Origin of the sequence: Blastococcus jejuensis (genome assembly GCF_039534705.1) — a bacterium.
GTDB lineage: Bacteria > Actinomycetota > Actinomycetes > Mycobacteriales > Geodermatophilaceae > Blastococcus_B > Blastococcus_B jejuensis.
Genome location: NZ_BAAAVV010000011.1, coordinates 36,231 through 53,072, shown reverse-complemented (window position 1 = coordinate 53,072; position 16,842 = coordinate 36,231). Strand labels below are relative to the sequence as shown.

Here is a 16,842-nt window from a genome sequence, read left to right as displayed (position 1 = left end):
TCAGGCGCCCGCGAACGGGTGGCGGGCCAGGCCCAGCTGGCTCACGCCGAGGTAGCCCACCCGGAAACCGGCCTCGCAGTAGGCGAGGTAGAACTCCCACATCCGGCGGAACGTGCCGTCGAACGAGCCCTCGAGCCGGTCCCAGTTGGCCAGGAACTGCTCCCGCCACAGCGCCAGGGTGTGCGCGTAGTGCGGGCCGAGGTCGCGGCGTTCGACGACGGACAGCCGGGTGTGCGCCGTGAGGGTGTCGGTGATCGCCCGCAGCGACGGGATGATCCCGCCGGGGAACACGTACTTGTGGATCCAGGTGTAGCTGCGACGGGTGGCCATCAACCGGTCGTGGGCCATGGTGATCGCTTGCAGGCCCACCCGGCCGCCCGGGGCGAGCAGGCCGTCCAGCGCGCCGAAGTAGGTCGGCCAGAAGCGCTCGCCGACCGCCTCGATCATCTCCACCGAGACGATCGCGTCGTAGGAGCCGGTCGCCTCCCGGTAGTCCTGCAGCCGGACGTCGACCAGGTGCCCGACGCCGGCGTCGTCCGCCCGCCGGCGGGCCAGCGCCTGCTGCTCGGTCGACAGGGTCAGGGTGGTCACGCGGGCGCCGCGCTCGCTGGCCGCCCGGATGGCCAGCGCGCCCCAGCCGGAACCGATCTCCAGCACGTGCATGCCCGGACCGACGCGGGCCAGGTCGAGGATCCCGTCCATCTTGCGGCGCTGGGCCGCGGCCAGGTCGTCGCCGGGCTCGAACCAGGCCGAGGAGTAGGTCATCGTCTCGTCGAGGAAGGCCTCGAACAGCTCGTTGGACAGGTCGTAGTGCCGCGCGATGTTGCCGCGGCTGTTCTCGGGGGTGTTCTCCTCGTGGGCCGGCTGCGTGCGCTCGACGACGTGCCGCAGCCGCTGCAGCAGCGGGTGCACCAGCCGCGACATGCGGGCTGCGAACGGGGCCAGGAGATCGGCGAGGTCGGTGCCGGGCGCGGTCGTCCAGTCGCCGGTCATGTACGCCTCGCCGAAGCCGATCTTCGCGTCGGCACCCAGCCGGGCGAACACCGCCGCCGGCCGGACCATCCGCATCGTCGGGGCGTCCTTGCCCCCGGAACCGAGGACCCGCCCGTCGGGGAAGATCACGCGCACCGGGAGCGTCGCCACGGCACGCGTGAAGACGGCGGCGGCGATGCGCGCGTGGACCGGCGCCGACGGCGGCGTGGCCAGGCCCGGCCAGTGCGCCGCGTCCGGCCGCGGGACGGGGAAGCGCTGCTGGGTGCCCCGCGCCGGCCGGCTCCCGGCGGGCCCGCGCCCGTCGTGGTCGCCCCGGCCGTCGGTCCGCTGCACGGTGGTCATGAGCCGGTCCTGTTCTCGCGGTGGTTCCTCGTGCCGGCCGGCGTCCGCCCGACGGGGCTCGCGACGCCGGCGGGGGCATGGTGCGGCGTCCGCGCGACCACGGGCAACCCTCGGAGCCACAGTGTCACTCCCTGGACCCTGATCAGGGCGCTCACGCGGAGCGCCATCATGGGACGACGGAGCGTGGCAGCGCGGATGGCCCGCACCGTCGCCGCGCGGGCCGAACCGCGGACGGTGGCGGTGAACGGCGTGCGCCCCCCGTCGGTGAGGGCCATCCCGACGTGCAGCCGTGCCCCCGGCGCCGAGAACCGCATGCGGTAGCGCCCGGAGACGGCGAAGAACGGGGAGACGTAGAACTCCTTGTCGGCCTCCGCGCGGCCGGCGTCGTCCGGGCGCAGCAGGTAGGCGTGCCGCTCGCCGTACGTGTTGTGCACCTCGGCGACCAGGCAGGCCAGCGAGCCGTCGGCCCGGTAGCACCAGTGCGTCGACAGGGGGTTGAACACGTGGCTCAGCCGCCCGGCACCGCTGCGGGGCGAGGCCAGCATGAGCACCCGGACGACGTCGTCCACCCCGTGCAGCCGGGCGAACTCGGCCACGTTCTCCTTGATCGACCGGGTCGGATCGCCGAGGTGGTCGGCCGGCTCGAACCGGACCTGTGCGCGCAGCCACCGCGGCAGCGGTCCGTCGGCGGCCAGCCGCCCCGCGGCGACGTCGTCGAGGTCGACCAGCCAGAGGTCGGCGCCGTACTCGAAGCTGTTGCGCAGCGGCGTCGTGCGGGTGTGCCGGATCCGCACGTCGTAGAGGGCCGGGGTGGCGACGGGCGCCCACCGGTCCGCTGCGGCGCGCGGCGGGGTCAGGGCCGTGGCCGTCACCACCCCGCTCCGAACGTCGCGGCGGCGCGCACGCCCGCCGCGCAGCCGTCCTCGTGGAAGCCCCAGCCGTGGTACGCGCCGGCGAACGCCGTGCGGCCGCTGTTGAGCTCGGGAAGCCGCCGCTGGGCGGCGACCGACTCCGCGGTGTAGATCGGGTGCTCGTAGACCATGCGGCGCAGCACCGAGTCGTCGTCGATGCGGTCGCCGCCGTTGAGCGTGACCAGGTAGTCGACCGGCTCGTCCATGGCCTGCAGCCGGTTCATCCAGTAGCTGACCTGGACCTGCTCGACCGGGCGGGCGCAGGTCATGCGGTAGTTCCACGACGCGCGGGCCCGGCGGGCCGCCGGCAGCACCGAGGCGTCGGTGTGCAGCAGCGTCTCGTTGCGGGAGTACTCGAACGCGCCCAGGACCTGCCGCTCGGTGTCGGTGGCGTCCCCGAGCAGGCGCAGCGCCTGGTCGGGGTGCGTCGCGACCACGACGGCGTCGGCCCGGTGCCGCTGGCCGTCGTCGTCGACCAGTTCGACGCCGTCGACGTGCCGGGTCAGCGTGCGGATGCCGGCCCCGGTCGCCACCGCGCTCAGCCCCTTGGCGGCGCGCTCGACGTAGCTGCGCGACCCGCCGACGACGGTCCGCCACTGCGGCGAACCGGTCACCGCGAGCATCCCGTGGTTGTCGAGGAACCGGAACAGGTAGGCGGCCGGGTACTGGAGCGCGGCCCCGGTGCCCGACGACCAGACGCACGAGACCACCGGGATCATGAAGTGCCGCACGAAGTAGTCGGAGTAGCCGCCCAGCGCCAGGAAGGTGCCCAGGGAGAGGCCGTCGACGTCGGAACCGGGGGCCGTGTCGGCGTGGTCGAGCAGCCGGCGGGCGTGGGCGTGGAACCGGCGGACCTCGCCCAGCATGCGGAGGTAGGCCGGGTCGCCGGCCCGGCGCGGCTGGGCGAACAGCCCGGCCAGCCCGCGCGCGCCGGCGTACTCCAGCCCGCAGCCCTCGCAGGTGATCGACATGCTCATCTCGGTGGGCTGGGTGGCGACCCCGAGCTCGCCGAAGAGCCGCAGCAGGTTGGGGTAGGTGCGCTCGTTGTGCACGATGAAACCGGTGTCGACGGGGAGCACCCGGCCGTCCGGCGTCGCGACGTCGTGGGTGTGGGCGTGCCCGCCGAGCCGGTCGTCGGCCTCGAACAGCGTCACGTCGTGGGTGCGCTGCAGGAGGTAGGCGGCGGTGAGCCCGGCGACGCCGGACCCGACGACGGCGGCGGTCGGCCGGCGCAGGGCGGCGGCGGTCATCGGCCGGCCCAGCGGAGCGAGAGCGCGTTGATCGCCGCGTAGCCCAGCGCCGCGCCCACGGATTTGCCCTTCCGGGCGGCGTCGGGCGCGTTGAGCCCGAAGGCGACGGCGTCGGTCGTGTCGGAGACGATGCGGAAGAGGGTCGCGGCCCGCAACGCCGGCCCCGCCGGCGCGAAGGTCATCGCCAGGCCGGAGACGACGTCGCGCGCCCCGAGGGTGTGGTGCCACGCGCGCAGCGCCGGGGACGGCGGGCCGAGACCGGTCGGCTGCGCCCACAGGTCGGGCTTGGCGAGCTCGAGCACGCCGACGGCGATCGTGGTGATGCCGAGGATTCGGGACAGTGCGGGCACGGCAGGGTCCTCTCTGGTGCGGGGGCTCGGGGGCGGGTGCTACGGCCTAGAGGGGCACGGCGATGCCCGCGGGGACAGGACTCGACAGGGCATTCGCGATGTCGGCCCGCATCGGTTCGATCCCGGTGGCGCCGAGCACGGTGTCGCGGGCGAACCGGTGCCACCGGACGGCGCCGCGGACCATGGAGTGACCCCCGGCGACGGTGAAACGGGCGATGTGCGCGCCGGCGCGGGCGGCCCGCAGGGCGAAGTCGGCGGACAGGGCGGCCGGGACCCACCGGTCCGCTCGTCCGTGCAGGACGGTCACCGTGCGCCCCGTCAGGTGCTGCACCGGCTCGCCGGGCGGCGTCCACGGCGCCAGCGCGCAGACCGCGGCGACCTGCGGGTCCCCGCCGGCCCGCAGCGCCGCGCGGCCGCCCATCGAGTGCCCCACGAGGACCACGGGGACGTCGGGACCGTGCTCGGCCCGGATCCGCTCCAGGGCCCAGCGCACGTCGGCGTAGGCGTCCGCGGCCGGGCCGTTCCAGCCGGCCACGCGGTAGCGGATCAGCTGCGTGGCGATCCCTCGATCGCCCGCGGTGCGCCGGACGAACCGCTCGAACTCGCGCATCCGGACCAGCGAGAGGGCGCTGTCGCGGGGTGGCCGCACGCTGGTCGCCGTCCCGCCGTGGCAGAACACGGCGATGCCGCGCAGCTCCCCCCGGGCCGGGTGGACCTCGACGATCGGATCGGGCACGCACGCTCCTCGCTCGTCCTGCTGGCCGGGCCCACCGGCTCGGGCATCTTCTCCCTGTTCGGTTGTGGGCGGCCATTCGGATGCAGCACAGTGCAACGACGTCCGGGCAGGTCCTCCCGGTTGCGGTCCGGGCCTAGGCTCGGGGCATGTTGTTCTCCCGGTTCACGGCGCAGCCGGTCACGCCCGAGGACGCGCTCCCCGGCCGTCCCGAGGCCCTCCCGCACGTGCCCGAGATCCACGCGGTCAACGGCAACCGCATCCAGCCGCCGTTCCCCGACGGCATGCAGACCGCCGTCTTCGGCGCGGGCTGCTTCTGGGGCGTCGAGAAGGTGTTCTGGGAGACGCCCGGCATCTACTCCACCGCGGCGGGCTACGCCGGCGGGTTCACGCCCAACCCGACCTACGAGGAGGTCTGCTCGGCGCGGACCGGGCACACCGAGGTCGTGCTGGTGGTCTTCGACCCGGCCGTCATCTCCTACGAGCAGCTGCTCAAGGTCTTCTGGGAGGACCACGACCCGACCCAGGGGATGCGCCAGGGCAACGACGTCGGCACCCAGTACCGCTCGGCGATCTACTACGCGACGCCCGAGCAGGAGGCCGCCGCCCGCGCCACGCGCGAGGCCTACCAGCAGCGGCTGGCGGCGGCCGGCTACGGCGAGATCACCACCGAGATCGCGCCGCTCGGCGAGTTCTTCTACGCCGAGGACTACCACCAGCAGTACCTGTACAAGGTCCCGAACGGCTACTGCCCGGTGCACTCGACGGGCGTCTCCTGCCCCGTCGGCCTCCCCGGCGTGTAGGCGTGCAGGTCCTGCGCACGCCGGAGGAGCGCTTCGCTGCTCTGCCGGACTTCCCGTACGCCCCGGTGTACGTGACGTTCGACGCCGACGACGGCACCCCGCTGCGGGTCGCCGTCGTCGACGAGGGCCCGGCCGACGGCGAGACCGTGCTGCTGCTGCACGGCGAGCCGTCGTGGTCGTTCCTGTACCGCTCGATGATCCCGGTGCTCACCGCGGCGGGGCTGCGGGTGGTCGCGCCCGACCTGGTCGGCTTCGGCCGCTCCGACAAGCCGGCCGATCCCGCCGACTACAGCTACGCCCGGCACGTCGAGTGGATGCGGCAGGCCCTGTTCGACGGCCTGGGCCTCACCGACCTCACGCTGGTCGGGCAGGACTGGGGCGGGCTCATCGGCCTGCGCCTGGTCGCCGAGCACCCCGACCGGTTCACCCGGGTGGTCGCGGCCAACACCTTCCTGCCCACCGGTGACCAGCCGGCGGGTGACGCGTTCCTGCGCTGGCAGCGGTTCGCCCGGGAGAGCCCGCGCTTCGACGCGGGGTGGGTCGTGCAGGGCGCCTGCACGACGGCGCTGCCGGACGAGGTGGTGGCCGCCTACGACGCGCCGTTCCCCGACGACGCGTACAAGGCCGGGGCCCGCGCCTTCCCGGAGCTGGTGCCGACCCGGCCCGACGACCCGGCCGCCGCGGCGAACCGGGCGGCGTGGGAGGTGCTGGAGCGCTGGGAGAAGCCCTTCCTGACCGCTTTCTCCGACGGCGACCCGATCACGCGCGGCGGCGACCGCGCCTTCCAGGCGCGCGTGCCCGGCACTCGTGGCCTGCCGCACGTCACCCTGACCGGCGGGCACTTCCTCCAGGAGGACGCCGGCCCGGAGCTCGCGGCCGTCGTCGCGGAGTTCGTGGGCAGCGCGCCTCGGACGTGAGCCACCCGCGGAGGCGCCCGGATCGACGGGCGCTACCGTCGGCCGTCATGTCCCCGATCGACGGCCGAGCCCGGGCATCCGTGCTGCTGAAGGCGCTGGCCGCGCTGGCCGTCGGTGCGGCGTGGGCGACGCTGGGCCGGGGACTGCTGGCCGGCCCCCACGATGGGCGAGTGTGGGACGACCTCGACGCCGGTGGGCGCTTCGCGGTCAACCTGACCTACTACCTGCCCTACCTGCTGCTCAGCATCGCGGTGGCGATCGTGGTGGTGGCCGGGCTGCTGCCGCGATCGTGGCCGCTCGTGTCGCTCGCGGGCACGGTCGGCCTCGTCGTCCTCGCCGACGCCTACGTCCTCAGCTCCGGCGTGCTCCGCGACGCGCAACCGCAGCTCCTCCGCCACTGCCTTCTCTCGTCGGGTGTCGCGCTGCTCGCCGGGGTGGCTCTCGTGGCGGCCCGGACGCTGCGGACGGCTCCGCTGCCCGAGGGGGTGTCGCGCCCGTGACGGCACCCGACGAGGTCCTCGGGCTGCTGCGCCGGGAGCCGGACGTCGAGGCCCCGGAGCTGGTCGCCGTCGACGCGACCGACCGGCTGCTGCTCGACGAAGCCGCGGCGCTGGTGCGCGGGTGCGGCCCCGGCGAGGTCGCGGTGGTCGACGACTCCTACGGCGCGCTGACCCTGGGGCTCCAGGCCCTGCACGGCGCCTCGGACGTGCGGGTGGCGCAGGACCTGCTCGTCGGCGAACTGGCGCTGGCCCGCAACGCCGAGCGCGTCGGCCTCGGCGGTCACCGGTCGCTGCCGCTGGGCCCCGAGCTCGCCGCCGGCGCCCGGCTCGTGCTGGTCAAGGCACCGAAGGCGCTCGACGCGCTGCGCGAGATCGCCGAGGTGGTCGCGGCGTCGGCGGCCCCGGACGTGACCGTGCTGGTCGGCGCCCGGGTCAAGCACATGACCCACGCGATGAACGACGTCCTGCGGGCGTCCTTCACCGACGTCTCCGCGACGTTGGCCCGCCAGAAGTCGCGGGTGCTGGTCGCGCGGGGGCCGGTGCCCGGGCCGTCGTCCTTCCCGGCGTGCGTGGAGCACCCCGACGTGGGGCTGACCGTCTGCGCGCACGGGGCCGCGTTCGCGGGGGCCAAGATCGACATCGGTACCCGGGCGCTCCTCGGGGCGATCGGCGGCGCCGCCCCCGACGCGGCGACCGCGCTCGACCTCGGGTGCGGCACCGGCATCCTGGCGGTGGCGCTGGCCCGGGCCCGGCCCGGGCTGCGCGTGCTGGCGGTGGACCAGTCGGCCGCCGCCGTCGGCTCGGCGCGGGCCACGGCCGCCGCGAACGGCGTCGCGGACCGGGTCGAGGTGCGGCGGGACGACGCCGCGTCGTCCGTGCCCGACGGCAGCGTCGATCTCGTCGTCTGCAACCCGCCGTTCCACGTCGGCGCCGCGGTGGTGACCACCGCCGCCGACCACCTGTTCGCCGGGGCCGCTCGCGTGCTGCGGCCCGGCGGCGAGCTGTGGACCGTCTACAACTCGGCGCTGCGGTACAAGACCGTCCTCGCCCGCCTGGTCGGGCCGACACGGGTCGTCGACCGGAACCCCAAGTTCACCGTGACCGTGTCGGTCCCTCCCGAGCGGTGACGAAGGCCCCTTGCAGGGGCGGGGGCACCCGGCCAGGGTGCGGAGTGCGAAACGGCGCCGTCCCGTAAGGAGCCGAGATGGCCGACGACCACCAGCACGGCGTCTCCGAGCCGTCCGACGGTGAGGGCCCCCGGCACCGCCACCTGCCTCCACCCGGGTTCAACCGGCGGCAGCTGCTGCAGGGTGGAGCGGCGGTCGCCCTGGGCGCAGCGATGGCCGGTCCGCCGGGCAGGATCGCGACCGCCGGGATCAACCTGGCGAGCTTCTCCGGGATCGACCCGTTCGTGGCCGGGATGCACGTGCATGCCAACTACAGCGAGCGGGAGGCGTCCTGGGAGCAGCAGTACGCCGCCGCGGTCGGAGCGGGCGCGAACGTGCTGTGGCAGACCGACCACGACTTCCGGGCGCGCGCGCTCAACTACGTGACCCTGCTCCGGGGCACCTTCATCGGCGCCACCACGGGCAGCTTCGCGCAGCGGGCCGCGACCTTCTCGGCGAGCGGCCCCATCCGGGTGCTCATCGAGGCGGCCGGCACCTCGCGGGCCACGCAGAGCCTGAGCATGGACACCGAGAGCACCGCGGTGAACTTCTTCCGGACGGGCATCGACGGCCAGTCGATCGTGCACGCCTTCGGCGCCAGCCGGCTGGACCCCGACGCGCTCTACGAGGTCGTCGTGCAACTGAGCATGCATCCCGCGCAGAGCGGCCGGCCCGCGGGCATCTACTCGCTGCGGTACCGCTTCCGGCGCAACGTCACGGTCGCCCGGTTCAAGGAGGGCGGCGGACTCATCGGCGTCGTGCGGGCCCCCATGCCGGCCAACGGGACCACCGTCACGCTGACCCCGCTCGACGACATCCGCGCCCTCTGGCCTGACATGCTCGCCATCGACCACTCCTCGATGGGCCTCAGCTTCCAGGTCACGAGCCCCCGCCGGGGCGTGGTCGCCGACGTCAACCTGCGGTCGGTGACGATCCAACGGGTCCGTCACGACGCCGCAGGGATCCTCGCGGCGCAGCGGGCGATGGCGCAGGCATGGTCGGCGAAGTACGGCATCACGGGGCTCGTCTCCGAGGAGGTGAGCCTCGGTCCCGGGGCGATCGCGCACTGCAACGTCTTCGGGGCGCCTCCCGAGTTCAACCTCAAGGCGGATCTCACGACGTCCAACTGGCAGCCCTGGTACCGCGACTACATCACCCGGCAGCACACTCGCGGTGGGCTGGTGTCCTGGAACCATGCCTTCGGATTCCAGGTGGGGCCGGTGCTGTCGGCCGCCGCGCAGGTGACCAAGCGGCGGCAGATCTTCGCGCAGCTGTCGGCCAACAACCTCCTCGGCGCCGACATCCTCGAGGTCGGGTACAACCTCCGCGGCTTCATGCCCATGGACCAGCACTGCCAGTTGTGGGACACCTTCTCCCGGCGCGCCCGGTGGCTCACCGGCAACGGCGTGAGCGACGACCACTCGGGCAGGCCCTGGCAGTCGCTGGGCAACGGCCACCTGACGGGCATCTGGGCGGCCTCGTCCTCCGAGCGCGATCTCGCCGCGGCGCTCGCGGGAGGCCGGGCGTTCGCCTTCCACCCCGGCCGGACCCGCGGCCTGCAGCTGGACACGCTCGTGGACGACCTGGTCCCGATGGGCAAGGCGTCGGTCAGCAGTGCGACGAGCCGCAGGATCGCCATCCAGGTCGCCCAGTTGCCCGCCGACTGCACCGTCGAGCTGCTCATCGGCCCGGTGGACTACACCGGGCAGGACCCGGGCACCAGTCTCGTCCGGTCGTGGGGAGCGGCCGCGTTCGGCGCCGGCGGCACGGGGACCGTCACGGCGGACATCAACACGACGGCGTCGTGCTTCGTCCGGACCCAGATCCGCCGCAGCGGTGCGCTGACCGCCACGGGGAACCCGACCTGGCTGCTCCGCCAGCCCCCGCCCGGAGGGATCCCGACCGCCCGCGCCGCCTGAGGTGGGCGTGGCGGGGAACCGGCGCGAAGATTTCCGGAAGATTGGAGGAGTTCCGCTGTAGTCACTCCATCGTTGGGCCGATGTCAGGTCATCCGCGAGGCAGCAGCCCTCGCACGTGACCGTGGAGACGCCCGATGGTGCGCAGCATGTGGTCCGACCGCCCCCTGGGTGTGAAGCTCGCCGCCCTGGTCGCCGCGGGGGCGCTGGCCCTGGGCGTGTTCGCGCTCATCACGGTCCAGGCCCTGCAGGCCACCGGTGACCGGGTCGCCGAACTGCTGCAGAGCAACCGGGCGACGGGCGAGGCGCTCGAGGCCGACATGATGCACGACGCCGTGCGCGGCGACGTGCTGGCGGCGCTGCTCAGCAGCTCGGACGCCGACTATCGGAGCGCCGTCACCGACCTGGCCGACCACTCCGCGAACTTCCGCGAGATCCTCGAGGCCGTCACCGGCGAGGGGCTCGGCGCGGACGTCACCGCCGCCGTCGAGGCCGTCACGCCCGACGTCGAGGCCTACCTGGTCTCGGCCGACCAGATCACCGCGCTCGCCGGCGTCGACCGCGCGGCAGCCAGCGCCGCCTACCCGCAGTTCGCGGTGGCGTTCGCCGCGCTCGAGGAGTCGCTGCCGTCGGTGGGTGAGGCCATCGCCGCCGAGGCGGCGGCGGCCGAGCAGCAGACGACCGAGCAGCGCGGCACCGCGATCACCCTGGCGCTGATCGTGGCCGCGGTCGGTGTCGCCGTCCTCTCCGCTCTCGGGTGGGTGGTCACCAGGTCCGTCGTCCGGCCGCTGAAGCGGGTGGGGGCCGTGCTGGTCGCCCTCGCCGACGGCGACCTCCGGGGCTCGGTCGGGGTCGACAGCAAGGACGAGGTCGGCCGGATGGCGGCCGCGCTGGAGGCCTCGATGGCCACCGTGCGCTCGGTCATGACGGCGATCGGGGACAGCTCGACCACCCTCGCCTCGGCCACCGAGCAGCTGTCGGCGAGCGCGCAGGACATGGCCCGGCTGGCCGACGAGTCCTCGGCGCAGAGCGGCATCGTGGCCACGGCAGCCGGTCAGGTGTCGACCAACGTGCAGACGGTGTCGGCCGGGTCGGAGCAGATGGGCTCCTCGATCCGGGAGATCGCGCAGAACGCCACCGAGGTCGCCCACGTCGCGGCCCAGGCCGTCGAGGTCGCCGACGCCACCACGGCGACGGTCGCCAAGCTGGGCGAGTCGTCGCTGGAGATCGCCAGCGTGGTGAAGGTGATCACGAGCATCGCCGAGCAGACGAACCTGCTGGCCCTGAACGCCACGATCGAGGCGGCGCGGGCCGGGGAGGCGGGCAAGGGCTTCGCGGTGGTCGCCAACGAGGTGAAGGAGCTGGCGCAGGAGACGGCGAAGGCCACCGAGGACATCGCCCAGCGGGTGACCGCCATCCAGGCCGACACCGAGGGCGCCGTCCGGGCGATCAGCGAGATCTCCTCGATCATCGGCCGGATCAACGACTCCCAGAGCACCATCGCCGCCGCCGTCGAGGAGCAGACCGCGACGACGACGGAGATGAACCGCAACGTCGCCGAGGCGGCCCACTCGGCCCAGCAGATCGCCGAGAACATCGACGCGGTCGCCGTCGCCACGACGTCCACCACCGCCGCGATGAACGACGCGCAGGCGGCCATCGACGAGGTGGCCCGCATGGCCACCTCGCTGCACAGCTCGGTCGCCAGGTTCCGGTACTGACGCGCTATCGGAGCGACCAGGGGGACGACGGCGGTGGGGGGCTTCCCACCGCCGTCGCTCCCTGTCGGTGGCAGGGTGGAGCCCATGGCGAGATCCGTGCCCCCCGCTGTCCGTACGGTGCTGCCCTGGATCGCGGTCTGGGCGTCGGTGCAGGCAGTCGTCGCGGTCACCGCCCGGTTGGTCGCGCGGCGGAAGAACGAGGGCGACGAGAGCTCCACGGCGATCCGGCGGGTGCAGGGCGTCGGCGGCGTCGAGCTGCATCCGACCAACCCGAAGCTGACCCGGGTGCGGGTCGACCTGGTCATGGCCGGCGGGGTGCTCGACCTGAGCCGGCTCCCGCGCGTGCCGGGCGGGATCGACGTCACCATCCGCGCGTTCATGGGCGGCATGGCCGTGCAGGTGCCGCCGGGCTGGCGGGTGTGGTGGCAGTTCCGGGGGATGGGCGGCATGGGCGCCGACGGCCCGGTGGTGCGCACCAAGGACGAGGCCGGCGCCGACCTGCGGCTGCACGTGGTGGCCGTGATGGGCGGCGTCGGGATCGAATCGGGGAGCTGAGCGCTCAGCAGAAGCCCGGCGTGCCCTCCCAGGCGGCCGGAGCCGGCGGGACGTCGTCGCGTTCCACGGTGCCCTCGATGAGGCCATAGGGCCGGTCGTCGGCGTGGTAGACGATGTCGGGGTTGTCCAGGCCGAATGCCGACAGGTCCTGCAGGAAGTGGTGCTTGTTCGGCAGTGACAACCGGATCTCGGCGATGTCGGGGTTGCGCTCCAGCGCCGCCTCGCCCATCGCGTAGAGCGACTGCTGCAGCGCGAGCGAGTGGGTGCCCGCGAACGCCTCCAGCAGCGCCGTGCGCGCCCCGGCGAACGCGGTGTCCCAGTCCAGGTCGGCCGAGGTGTAGCGCCACCGTGCCGTCACCGCCGTCGCCAGGATCCGGTCCCGGGTCTCGGCCAGCGTCGTGTACCGGTCGCGCGGGAAGCCCCAGAACTCCGATCCGGTGGTCTTGAGGACGACGAGGCCCGTCAGCCCGGCCAGCACGTGCACGTCCGCGTCCGGGCCGTCGCCGTCCACCGTGACCACCGCCGTCCGCACCTCTCCGCCGTCGCGGGAGAAGGCGTGGTCGTGCGGCCGCCCGCCGACCGGGATGCGGCTCCAGCCGTAGGACTCGATGCCGATGCGCGCCCCGGTGATCCAGTCGTGGGCGCCGGCGAAGTGCCGGGCCAGGCGCAGGCCGAACGCCTCGGGGGAGGCGATGCCGTCGCGGGCGAAGGCGAAGACGGTGTTCTTCTGGGTGTCGGTCGCCACAACGTGGGCGTTGTCGCCGGCGGTGTGCGCGGCCGTGAAGTCGCCGCGCAGGCTGGAACTGACGTTCAGGTCGACGAGGGTGTGCCGCGCGCTGCTGCGGTCGACCGCGACGACGCGGACCTCCGCCTTGCCGTACTGGTTGCGCCCGAGCCGGATCGTCATGCCGGGCACTGTTGCACGTGGAACGTCCGGGCCGCGCCGCTACGACCCGCGGTAGGTCGAGTAGGCGAACGGGCTGAGCAGCAGCGGCACGTGGTGGTGCTCGGCCGGCTCGGTGACGGCGAAGGTGAGCACGACCTCGGGGTAGAAGGTCTCCCGCTCCTGCGCGGCGAACCACGGGCCGGTGGCGAACACGAGCCGGTGGGTGCCCGCCGCGGTGGCCTCCTCGGTCAGCCGGCACCGGCCGTCGGCGTCGGTGATCCCCTCGGCGACGACGTCGTCGCCCACCAGCAGCCGGACGGCGATGCCCGCGGCCGGTCGCCCGGCGACGGCGTCGAGCACGTGCGTCGAGATGCTCACGAGACGAGGGCCTTCACCCGCAGCGCCGTGATCTGCGCCAGCTGCTCGGTCACCTCGGCGCGTTCGGTCTCCTCGTCGTTGTCCAGCCGGCGGCGGAGCTCGGCCAGCATCTCCGCCGGCGTCCGGCCCGACGCGCGGATCAGGAAGACGTGGTCGAAGCGCTCCTCGTAGGCCCGGTTGCCCGCGAGCAGGGCGGCGCGGGTGTCCTCGTCGGCCGCGCCCATCGAGCTCTGCTCCCGGCGGCTGGACTCCGCCTCGGCCGAGGAGCCCTCCACCCGGTCGCCGATCCGCGGGTGGGCCGCCAGCGCGACGGCGACGTCCTCCCACGGCAGCTCGCGGGCCACCGCCTCCGCGCGGGCCATCAGGGTGTCGGCGTCCCGGTACGGGCGGCCGGCGACGAGCTCGGCGGCGAACCGGGGCGCGGCGTTGCAGGCGCGCAGGGCCTGGACGGCCTGGTCGGCGGGCTCGTCGTTGAAGTCGTCGATGGTCGCCACGATGAGAGGATGCCAGCCCCGAGCAGGACGAGGAGGTCCGCGATGGTGGACGTGCGCGTGGAGGGCCCCGCCGTCGAGCGGGGCGAGGAGATCCTGACCCCGGAGGCGCTGGCGTTCGTCGCCGACCTGCAGACCCGGTTCGGCGCGCACCGCGACGCGCTGCTGTCCGCGCGAGCCGTCCGCCGGGCCGAGATCGCCGCCGCGCGGCGCATCGACTTCCGGGCGGAGACCGCCGGGGTCCGGGACGGCGACTGGCGGGTGCCGCCGCCCCCGCCCGGGCTGGTCGACCGGCGGGTGGAGATCACCGGCCCGACCGAGCCCAAGATGGCCATCAACGCCCTCAACTGCGGCGCCAGCGTCTGGCTGGCCGACCTGGAGGACGCGAACACCCCGCACTGGCGCAACGTCGTCGGCGGGCAGGTCGTGCTGAAGGACGCCGTCCGCCGGACGCTGGCGTTCACCAGCCCCGAGGGCAAGGAGTACCGGCTGCGGGACGACGGCGACCTCCCGACGATCGTCCCGCGCCCGCGCGGCTGGCATCTGCCCGAGCGGCACCTGGTGGTCGAGGGGGAGCCGAGCGTCGGCGCGCTGGTCGACGCCGGGCTCTACCTGTTCCACAACGCGCAGGAGCAGCTCGACCGGGGCAGCGGGCCGTACTTCTACCTGCCCAAGATGGAGGGCCACCTCGAGGCCGGGCTGTGGCGGCTGGTCTTCGACCACGCCGAGCAGGTGCTCGGGCTCCCGGCCGGCTCGATCCGGGCCACGATGCTGATCGAGACCATCCCGGCGGCGTTCGAGATGGAGGAGATGCTGCACGCGCTGGGCGTGCACGCCACCGGCCTGAACGCCGGTCGCTGGGACTACCTGTTCAGCGTCATCAAGACCTTCCGCGACGCCGGGCCGGAGTTCGTGCTGCCCGACCGCGGCGCGGTGACGATGACCGCGCCGATGATGCGGGCCTACACCGACCAGCTGGTCGCCGTCTGCCACCGTCGCGGCGCGATGGCGATCGGCGGCATGGCCGCGGCCATCCCCAGCCGGCGCGACGTCGAGGCCAACGAGCGGGCACTGGCCAAGGTCCGCGAGGACAAGGATCGCGAGGCCGGCGACGGCTTCGACGGCTCCTGGGTGGCCCACCCCGACCTGGTGCCGATCTGCCGGGAGATCTTCGACGGCGTGCTCGGCGACCGGCCCAACCAGCTCGACCGGCAGCGGCCGGAGGTGAGCGTCACGTCCGAGCAGCTGCTCGACGTCGCCGGCGTGCCGGGGGAGCGCACGATGGCGGGGCTCCGCGGCAACGTGGAGGTGGCGCTGCGCTACCTGGCGGCCTGGCTGGGCGGCAACGGTGCGGTCGGCATCCACAACCTGATGGAGGACGCCGCCACCGCCGAGATCAGCCGCTCGCAGGTGTGGCAGTGGATCGACGCCGGCGTCGTGCTGGACACCGGCGAGACGGTGACCCGGGACCTGGTCCGCCGGGTCATCGACGAGGAGGTGGCCGGCATCGGCGAGCTGGACCGGCTCGACGACGCCCGCACGCTGTTCGAGCGGGTGGCCCTGGCCGACGAGTTCCCCGACTTCCTGACCCTGCCCGCCTACGAGCTGATCGACTGATGATCTCCGACCTCCTCGCCGAGCTGGACCGCCGGCTCGCGCCGGTCGACGCCGCCCGCCTGGCCGCCTTCCCCGGGGAGCGGCCCGACCGGCAGCCGGTGCACACCTGCTACGTGCCGGTCGACGCCGTGGTCCCCGGCCTGGCGCAGGGCTGGGGGGCCGAGGCACTCGCCGCCCTCGACGAGCACGGCCTGCCCGATCTGGGGCTGGACGCGGCCCTGCTCGAGCAGGTGCTGCCCCGGGTGCGCGCGAAGCTGGCCGCGGAGCCGGTCGAGGACCTGCGGGTCGACGCCGAGGACGGCTACCGGGGCGGGCCCGGCCGGGAGGACGACGACGTGCGGGCCGCGGCAGCGGCCCTGGCGGCCGACGTGCGGGACGGGACCGCGCCGCCGTGGTTCGGCGTCCGGGCCAAGTCGCTCGAGCTGGGCACCCGGCACCGCGGCGTCCGCACCCTCGACCTCTTCCTCGGCGCTCTCTCCCCGCTTTCGGTACCGAAAGCGGGCGGGCCCCGCTCAGCTTTCGGTACCGAAAGCTCGGGGCGGGTGATCGTGACGCTGCCGAAGGTGACCGACGTGGAGCAGGTGCGCGCCTTCCTGCCGGTGCTCGACGCGCTCGAGGCCGCCCACGGCACCAGACTCGAGCTCGAGCTGCAGATCGAGACGCCGCAGGCGGTCGTCGGGCCCGACGGCACGGTCACCGCCGCGCGGATGGTGCAGGCGGCGGGTGCCCGGCTGCTCGGCCTGCACTACGGCACCTACGACTACAGCGCCGCGCTCGGCATCGCCGCGGCGCACCAGTCGTCGAACCATCCCGCCGCCGATTTCGCCAAGCAGGCGATGCAGGTCGCCGTCGCGGGCACGGGGGCCCGGGCCGTCGACGGGTCGACCAACGTGCTGCCGGTCGGTCCGCGCGAGCAGGTGCACACCGCCTGGCAGCTGCACGCCTGGCTCGTGGACCGGGCGCTGCGCCGCGGCTTCTACCAGGGCTGGGACCTGCACCCGGCGCAGCTGGTCACCCGCTACACGGCCACCTACGCCTTCTACCGTGCCGCGCTGCCCGCGGCCTGCGCCCGGCTGGCGGCCTACCTCGACCGCTCCGAGAGCGGGGTCCTCGACGAACCGGCCACCGCGCGCGCGCTGGCCTCGGTCGTCGTCCGCGGGCTGGACTGCGGGGCTGTCGACGACGACGAGATCGCCGCGGGGGGAGGACCGGACCGCGCCACCCTGACTATGCTGTCGGGCCGGCGGCCAGGGGGATCCTGAGGGTCGCCGACCGTCGCCCGGCTCCGCCGACACCCCGGCGGCCACCTCGCC

At 74.2% G+C, this 16,842-nt stretch carries 17 protein-coding genes; 9 read left to right on the top strand and 8 right to left on the bottom strand.

The annotated features are described in order from the left end of the window. From ABD644_RS18470 to ABD644_RS18450, 5 genes are read right to left on the bottom strand one after another with little or no spacing between them, the layout of a single operon-like run. The gene (locus ABD644_RS18470) at nucleotides 1–1,335 is read right to left on the bottom strand and encodes a class I SAM-dependent methyltransferase (protein ID WP_344690488.1); all 1,335 of its coding nucleotides are present in this window, start codon (nucleotides 1,333–1,335) and stop codon (nucleotides 1–3) included. Further along, complete coding sequence (locus ABD644_RS18465; protein WP_344690487.1) at nucleotides 1,332–2,207, bottom strand: DUF1365 domain-containing protein; 876 nt, start codon at nucleotides 2,205–2,207, stop codon at nucleotides 1,332–1,334. Before ABD644_RS18465 ends, ABD644_RS18470 begins: the two co-directional genes overlap by 4 nt. Beyond that, nucleotides 2,204–3,496, bottom strand: coding sequence for an NAD(P)/FAD-dependent oxidoreductase (locus tag ABD644_RS18460; RefSeq protein ID WP_344690486.1), 1,293 nt, complete (start codon nucleotides 3,494–3,496; stop codon nucleotides 2,204–2,206). The genes ABD644_RS18465 and ABD644_RS18460 overlap by 4 nt, the downstream gene beginning before the upstream one ends. After that, nucleotides 3,493–3,846 carry a hypothetical protein gene (locus ABD644_RS18455; protein ID WP_344690485.1) on the bottom strand — a complete coding sequence of 118 codons (354 nt, stop codon included), beginning with the start codon at nucleotides 3,844–3,846 and terminating at the stop codon, nucleotides 3,493–3,495. Before ABD644_RS18455 ends, ABD644_RS18460 begins: the two co-directional genes overlap by 4 nt. A gap of 46 nt (nucleotides 3,847–3,892) precedes the next feature. Beyond that, complete coding sequence (locus ABD644_RS18450) at nucleotides 3,893–4,582, bottom strand: alpha/beta fold hydrolase (protein ID WP_344690484.1); 690 nt, start codon at nucleotides 4,580–4,582, stop codon at nucleotides 3,893–3,895. Nucleotides 4,583–4,728: 146 nt separating this feature from the next. On the opposite strand from ABD644_RS18450, the gene msrA reads away from it, so the two are divergent. The 7 genes from msrA (at nucleotide 4,729) to ABD644_RS18415 (ending at nucleotide 12,157) form a co-directional block, all read left to right on the top strand. Beyond that, a complete protein-coding gene (msrA, locus tag ABD644_RS18445) occupies nucleotides 4,729–5,382 on the top strand; it encodes a peptide-methionine (S)-S-oxide reductase MsrA (RefSeq protein ID WP_344690483.1) in 654 nt (217 codons plus the stop codon). 2 nt (nucleotides 5,383–5,384) lie between these two features. Continuing rightward, the gene (locus ABD644_RS18440; protein ID WP_344690482.1) at nucleotides 5,385–6,299 is read left to right on the top strand and encodes a haloalkane dehalogenase; all 915 of its coding nucleotides are present in this window, start codon (nucleotides 5,385–5,387) and stop codon (nucleotides 6,297–6,299) included. A 47-nt stretch (nucleotides 6,300–6,346) separates the two neighbouring features. Beyond that, a complete protein-coding gene (locus ABD644_RS18435) occupies nucleotides 6,347–6,799 on the top strand; it encodes a hypothetical protein (protein WP_344690481.1) in 453 nt (150 codons plus the stop codon). Then, a complete protein-coding gene (locus ABD644_RS18430; protein ID WP_344690480.1) occupies nucleotides 6,796–7,926 on the top strand; it encodes a methyltransferase in 1,131 nt (376 codons plus the stop codon). The genes ABD644_RS18435 and ABD644_RS18430 overlap by 4 nt, the downstream gene beginning before the upstream one ends. A gap of 77 nt (nucleotides 7,927–8,003) precedes the next feature. Further along, nucleotides 8,004–9,884 carry a CehA/McbA family metallohydrolase domain-containing protein gene (locus ABD644_RS18425; protein ID WP_344690479.1) on the top strand — a complete coding sequence of 627 codons (1,881 nt, stop codon included), beginning with the start codon at nucleotides 8,004–8,006 and terminating at the stop codon, nucleotides 9,882–9,884. Between the two features lie 134 nt (nucleotides 9,885–10,018). Further along, entirely contained in the window at nucleotides 10,019–11,602 is a 1,584-nt protein-coding gene (locus ABD644_RS18420) for a methyl-accepting chemotaxis protein (RefSeq protein ID WP_344690478.1), read from the top strand. 84 nt (nucleotides 11,603–11,686) lie between these two features. After that, the gene (locus ABD644_RS18415) at nucleotides 11,687–12,157 is read left to right on the top strand and encodes a hypothetical protein (RefSeq protein WP_344690477.1); all 471 of its coding nucleotides are present in this window, start codon (nucleotides 11,687–11,689) and stop codon (nucleotides 12,155–12,157) included. Between the two features lie 4 nt (nucleotides 12,158–12,161). Here ABD644_RS18415 and pucL read toward each other — a convergent pair whose 3' ends face one another. The 3 genes from pucL to uraD are packed head-to-tail and all read right to left on the bottom strand — an operon-like array spanning nucleotide 12,162 to nucleotide 13,915. Continuing rightward, a complete protein-coding gene (gene pucL / locus ABD644_RS18410) occupies nucleotides 12,162–13,064 on the bottom strand; it encodes a factor-independent urate hydroxylase (RefSeq protein ID WP_344690476.1) in 903 nt (300 codons plus the stop codon). Nucleotides 13,065–13,103: 39 nt separating this feature from the next. Then, nucleotides 13,104–13,421, bottom strand: a complete 318-nt coding sequence (gene uraH / locus ABD644_RS18405; protein WP_344690475.1) for a hydroxyisourate hydrolase — start codon at nucleotides 13,419–13,421, stop codon at nucleotides 13,104–13,106. Continuing rightward, entirely contained in the window at nucleotides 13,418–13,915 is a 498-nt protein-coding gene (gene uraD, locus ABD644_RS18400; RefSeq protein WP_344690474.1) for a 2-oxo-4-hydroxy-4-carboxy-5-ureidoimidazoline decarboxylase, read from the bottom strand. The genes uraH and uraD overlap by 4 nt, the downstream gene beginning before the upstream one ends. Nucleotides 13,916–13,957: 42 nt before the next feature. Here uraD and aceB point away from each other — a divergent pair, with 42 nt between their 5' ends. After that, nucleotides 13,958–15,529 (top strand): malate synthase A, encoded by a 1,572-nt coding sequence (gene aceB, locus ABD644_RS18395; RefSeq protein WP_344690473.1) that lies wholly within the window; start codon nucleotides 13,958–13,960, stop codon nucleotides 15,527–15,529. Further along, a complete protein-coding gene (locus ABD644_RS18390) occupies nucleotides 15,529–16,791 on the top strand; it encodes a DUF6986 family protein (RefSeq protein ID WP_344690472.1) in 1,263 nt (420 codons plus the stop codon). Before aceB ends, ABD644_RS18390 begins: the two co-directional genes overlap by 1 nt. Nucleotides 16,792–16,842: the final 51 nt, after the last annotated feature.

Coding starts and splice junctions, on each gene's coding strand:
- pucL (WP_344690476.1), bottom strand. CDS start 13,064: ATGACGATCCGGCTCGGGCGCAACCAGTACGGCAAGGCGGAGGTCCGC.
- aceB (WP_344690473.1), top strand. CDS start 13,958: ATGGTGGACGTGCGCGTGGAGGGCCCCGCCGTCGAGCGGGGCGAGGAG.
- msrA (WP_344690483.1), top strand. CDS start 4,729: ATGTTGTTCTCCCGGTTCACGGCGCAGCCGGTCACGCCCGAGGACGCG.
- ABD644_RS18435 (WP_344690481.1), top strand. CDS start 6,347: ATGTCCCCGATCGACGGCCGAGCCCGGGCATCCGTGCTGCTGAAGGCG.
- ABD644_RS18460 (WP_344690486.1), bottom strand. CDS start 3,496: ATGACCGCCGCCGCCCTGCGCCGGCCGACCGCCGCCGTCGTCGGGTCC.
- ABD644_RS18420 (WP_344690478.1), top strand. CDS start 10,019: ATGGTGCGCAGCATGTGGTCCGACCGCCCCCTGGGTGTGAAGCTCGCC.
- ABD644_RS18470 (WP_344690488.1), bottom strand. CDS start 1,335: ATGACCACCGTGCAGCGGACCGACGGCCGGGGCGACCACGACGGGCGC.
- ABD644_RS18415 (WP_344690477.1), top strand. CDS start 11,687: ATGGCGAGATCCGTGCCCCCCGCTGTCCGTACGGTGCTGCCCTGGATC.
- ABD644_RS18390 (WP_344690472.1), top strand. CDS start 15,529: ATGATCTCCGACCTCCTCGCCGAGCTGGACCGCCGGCTCGCGCCGGTC.
- ABD644_RS18425 (WP_344690479.1), top strand. CDS start 8,004: ATGGCCGACGACCACCAGCACGGCGTCTCCGAGCCGTCCGACGGTGAG.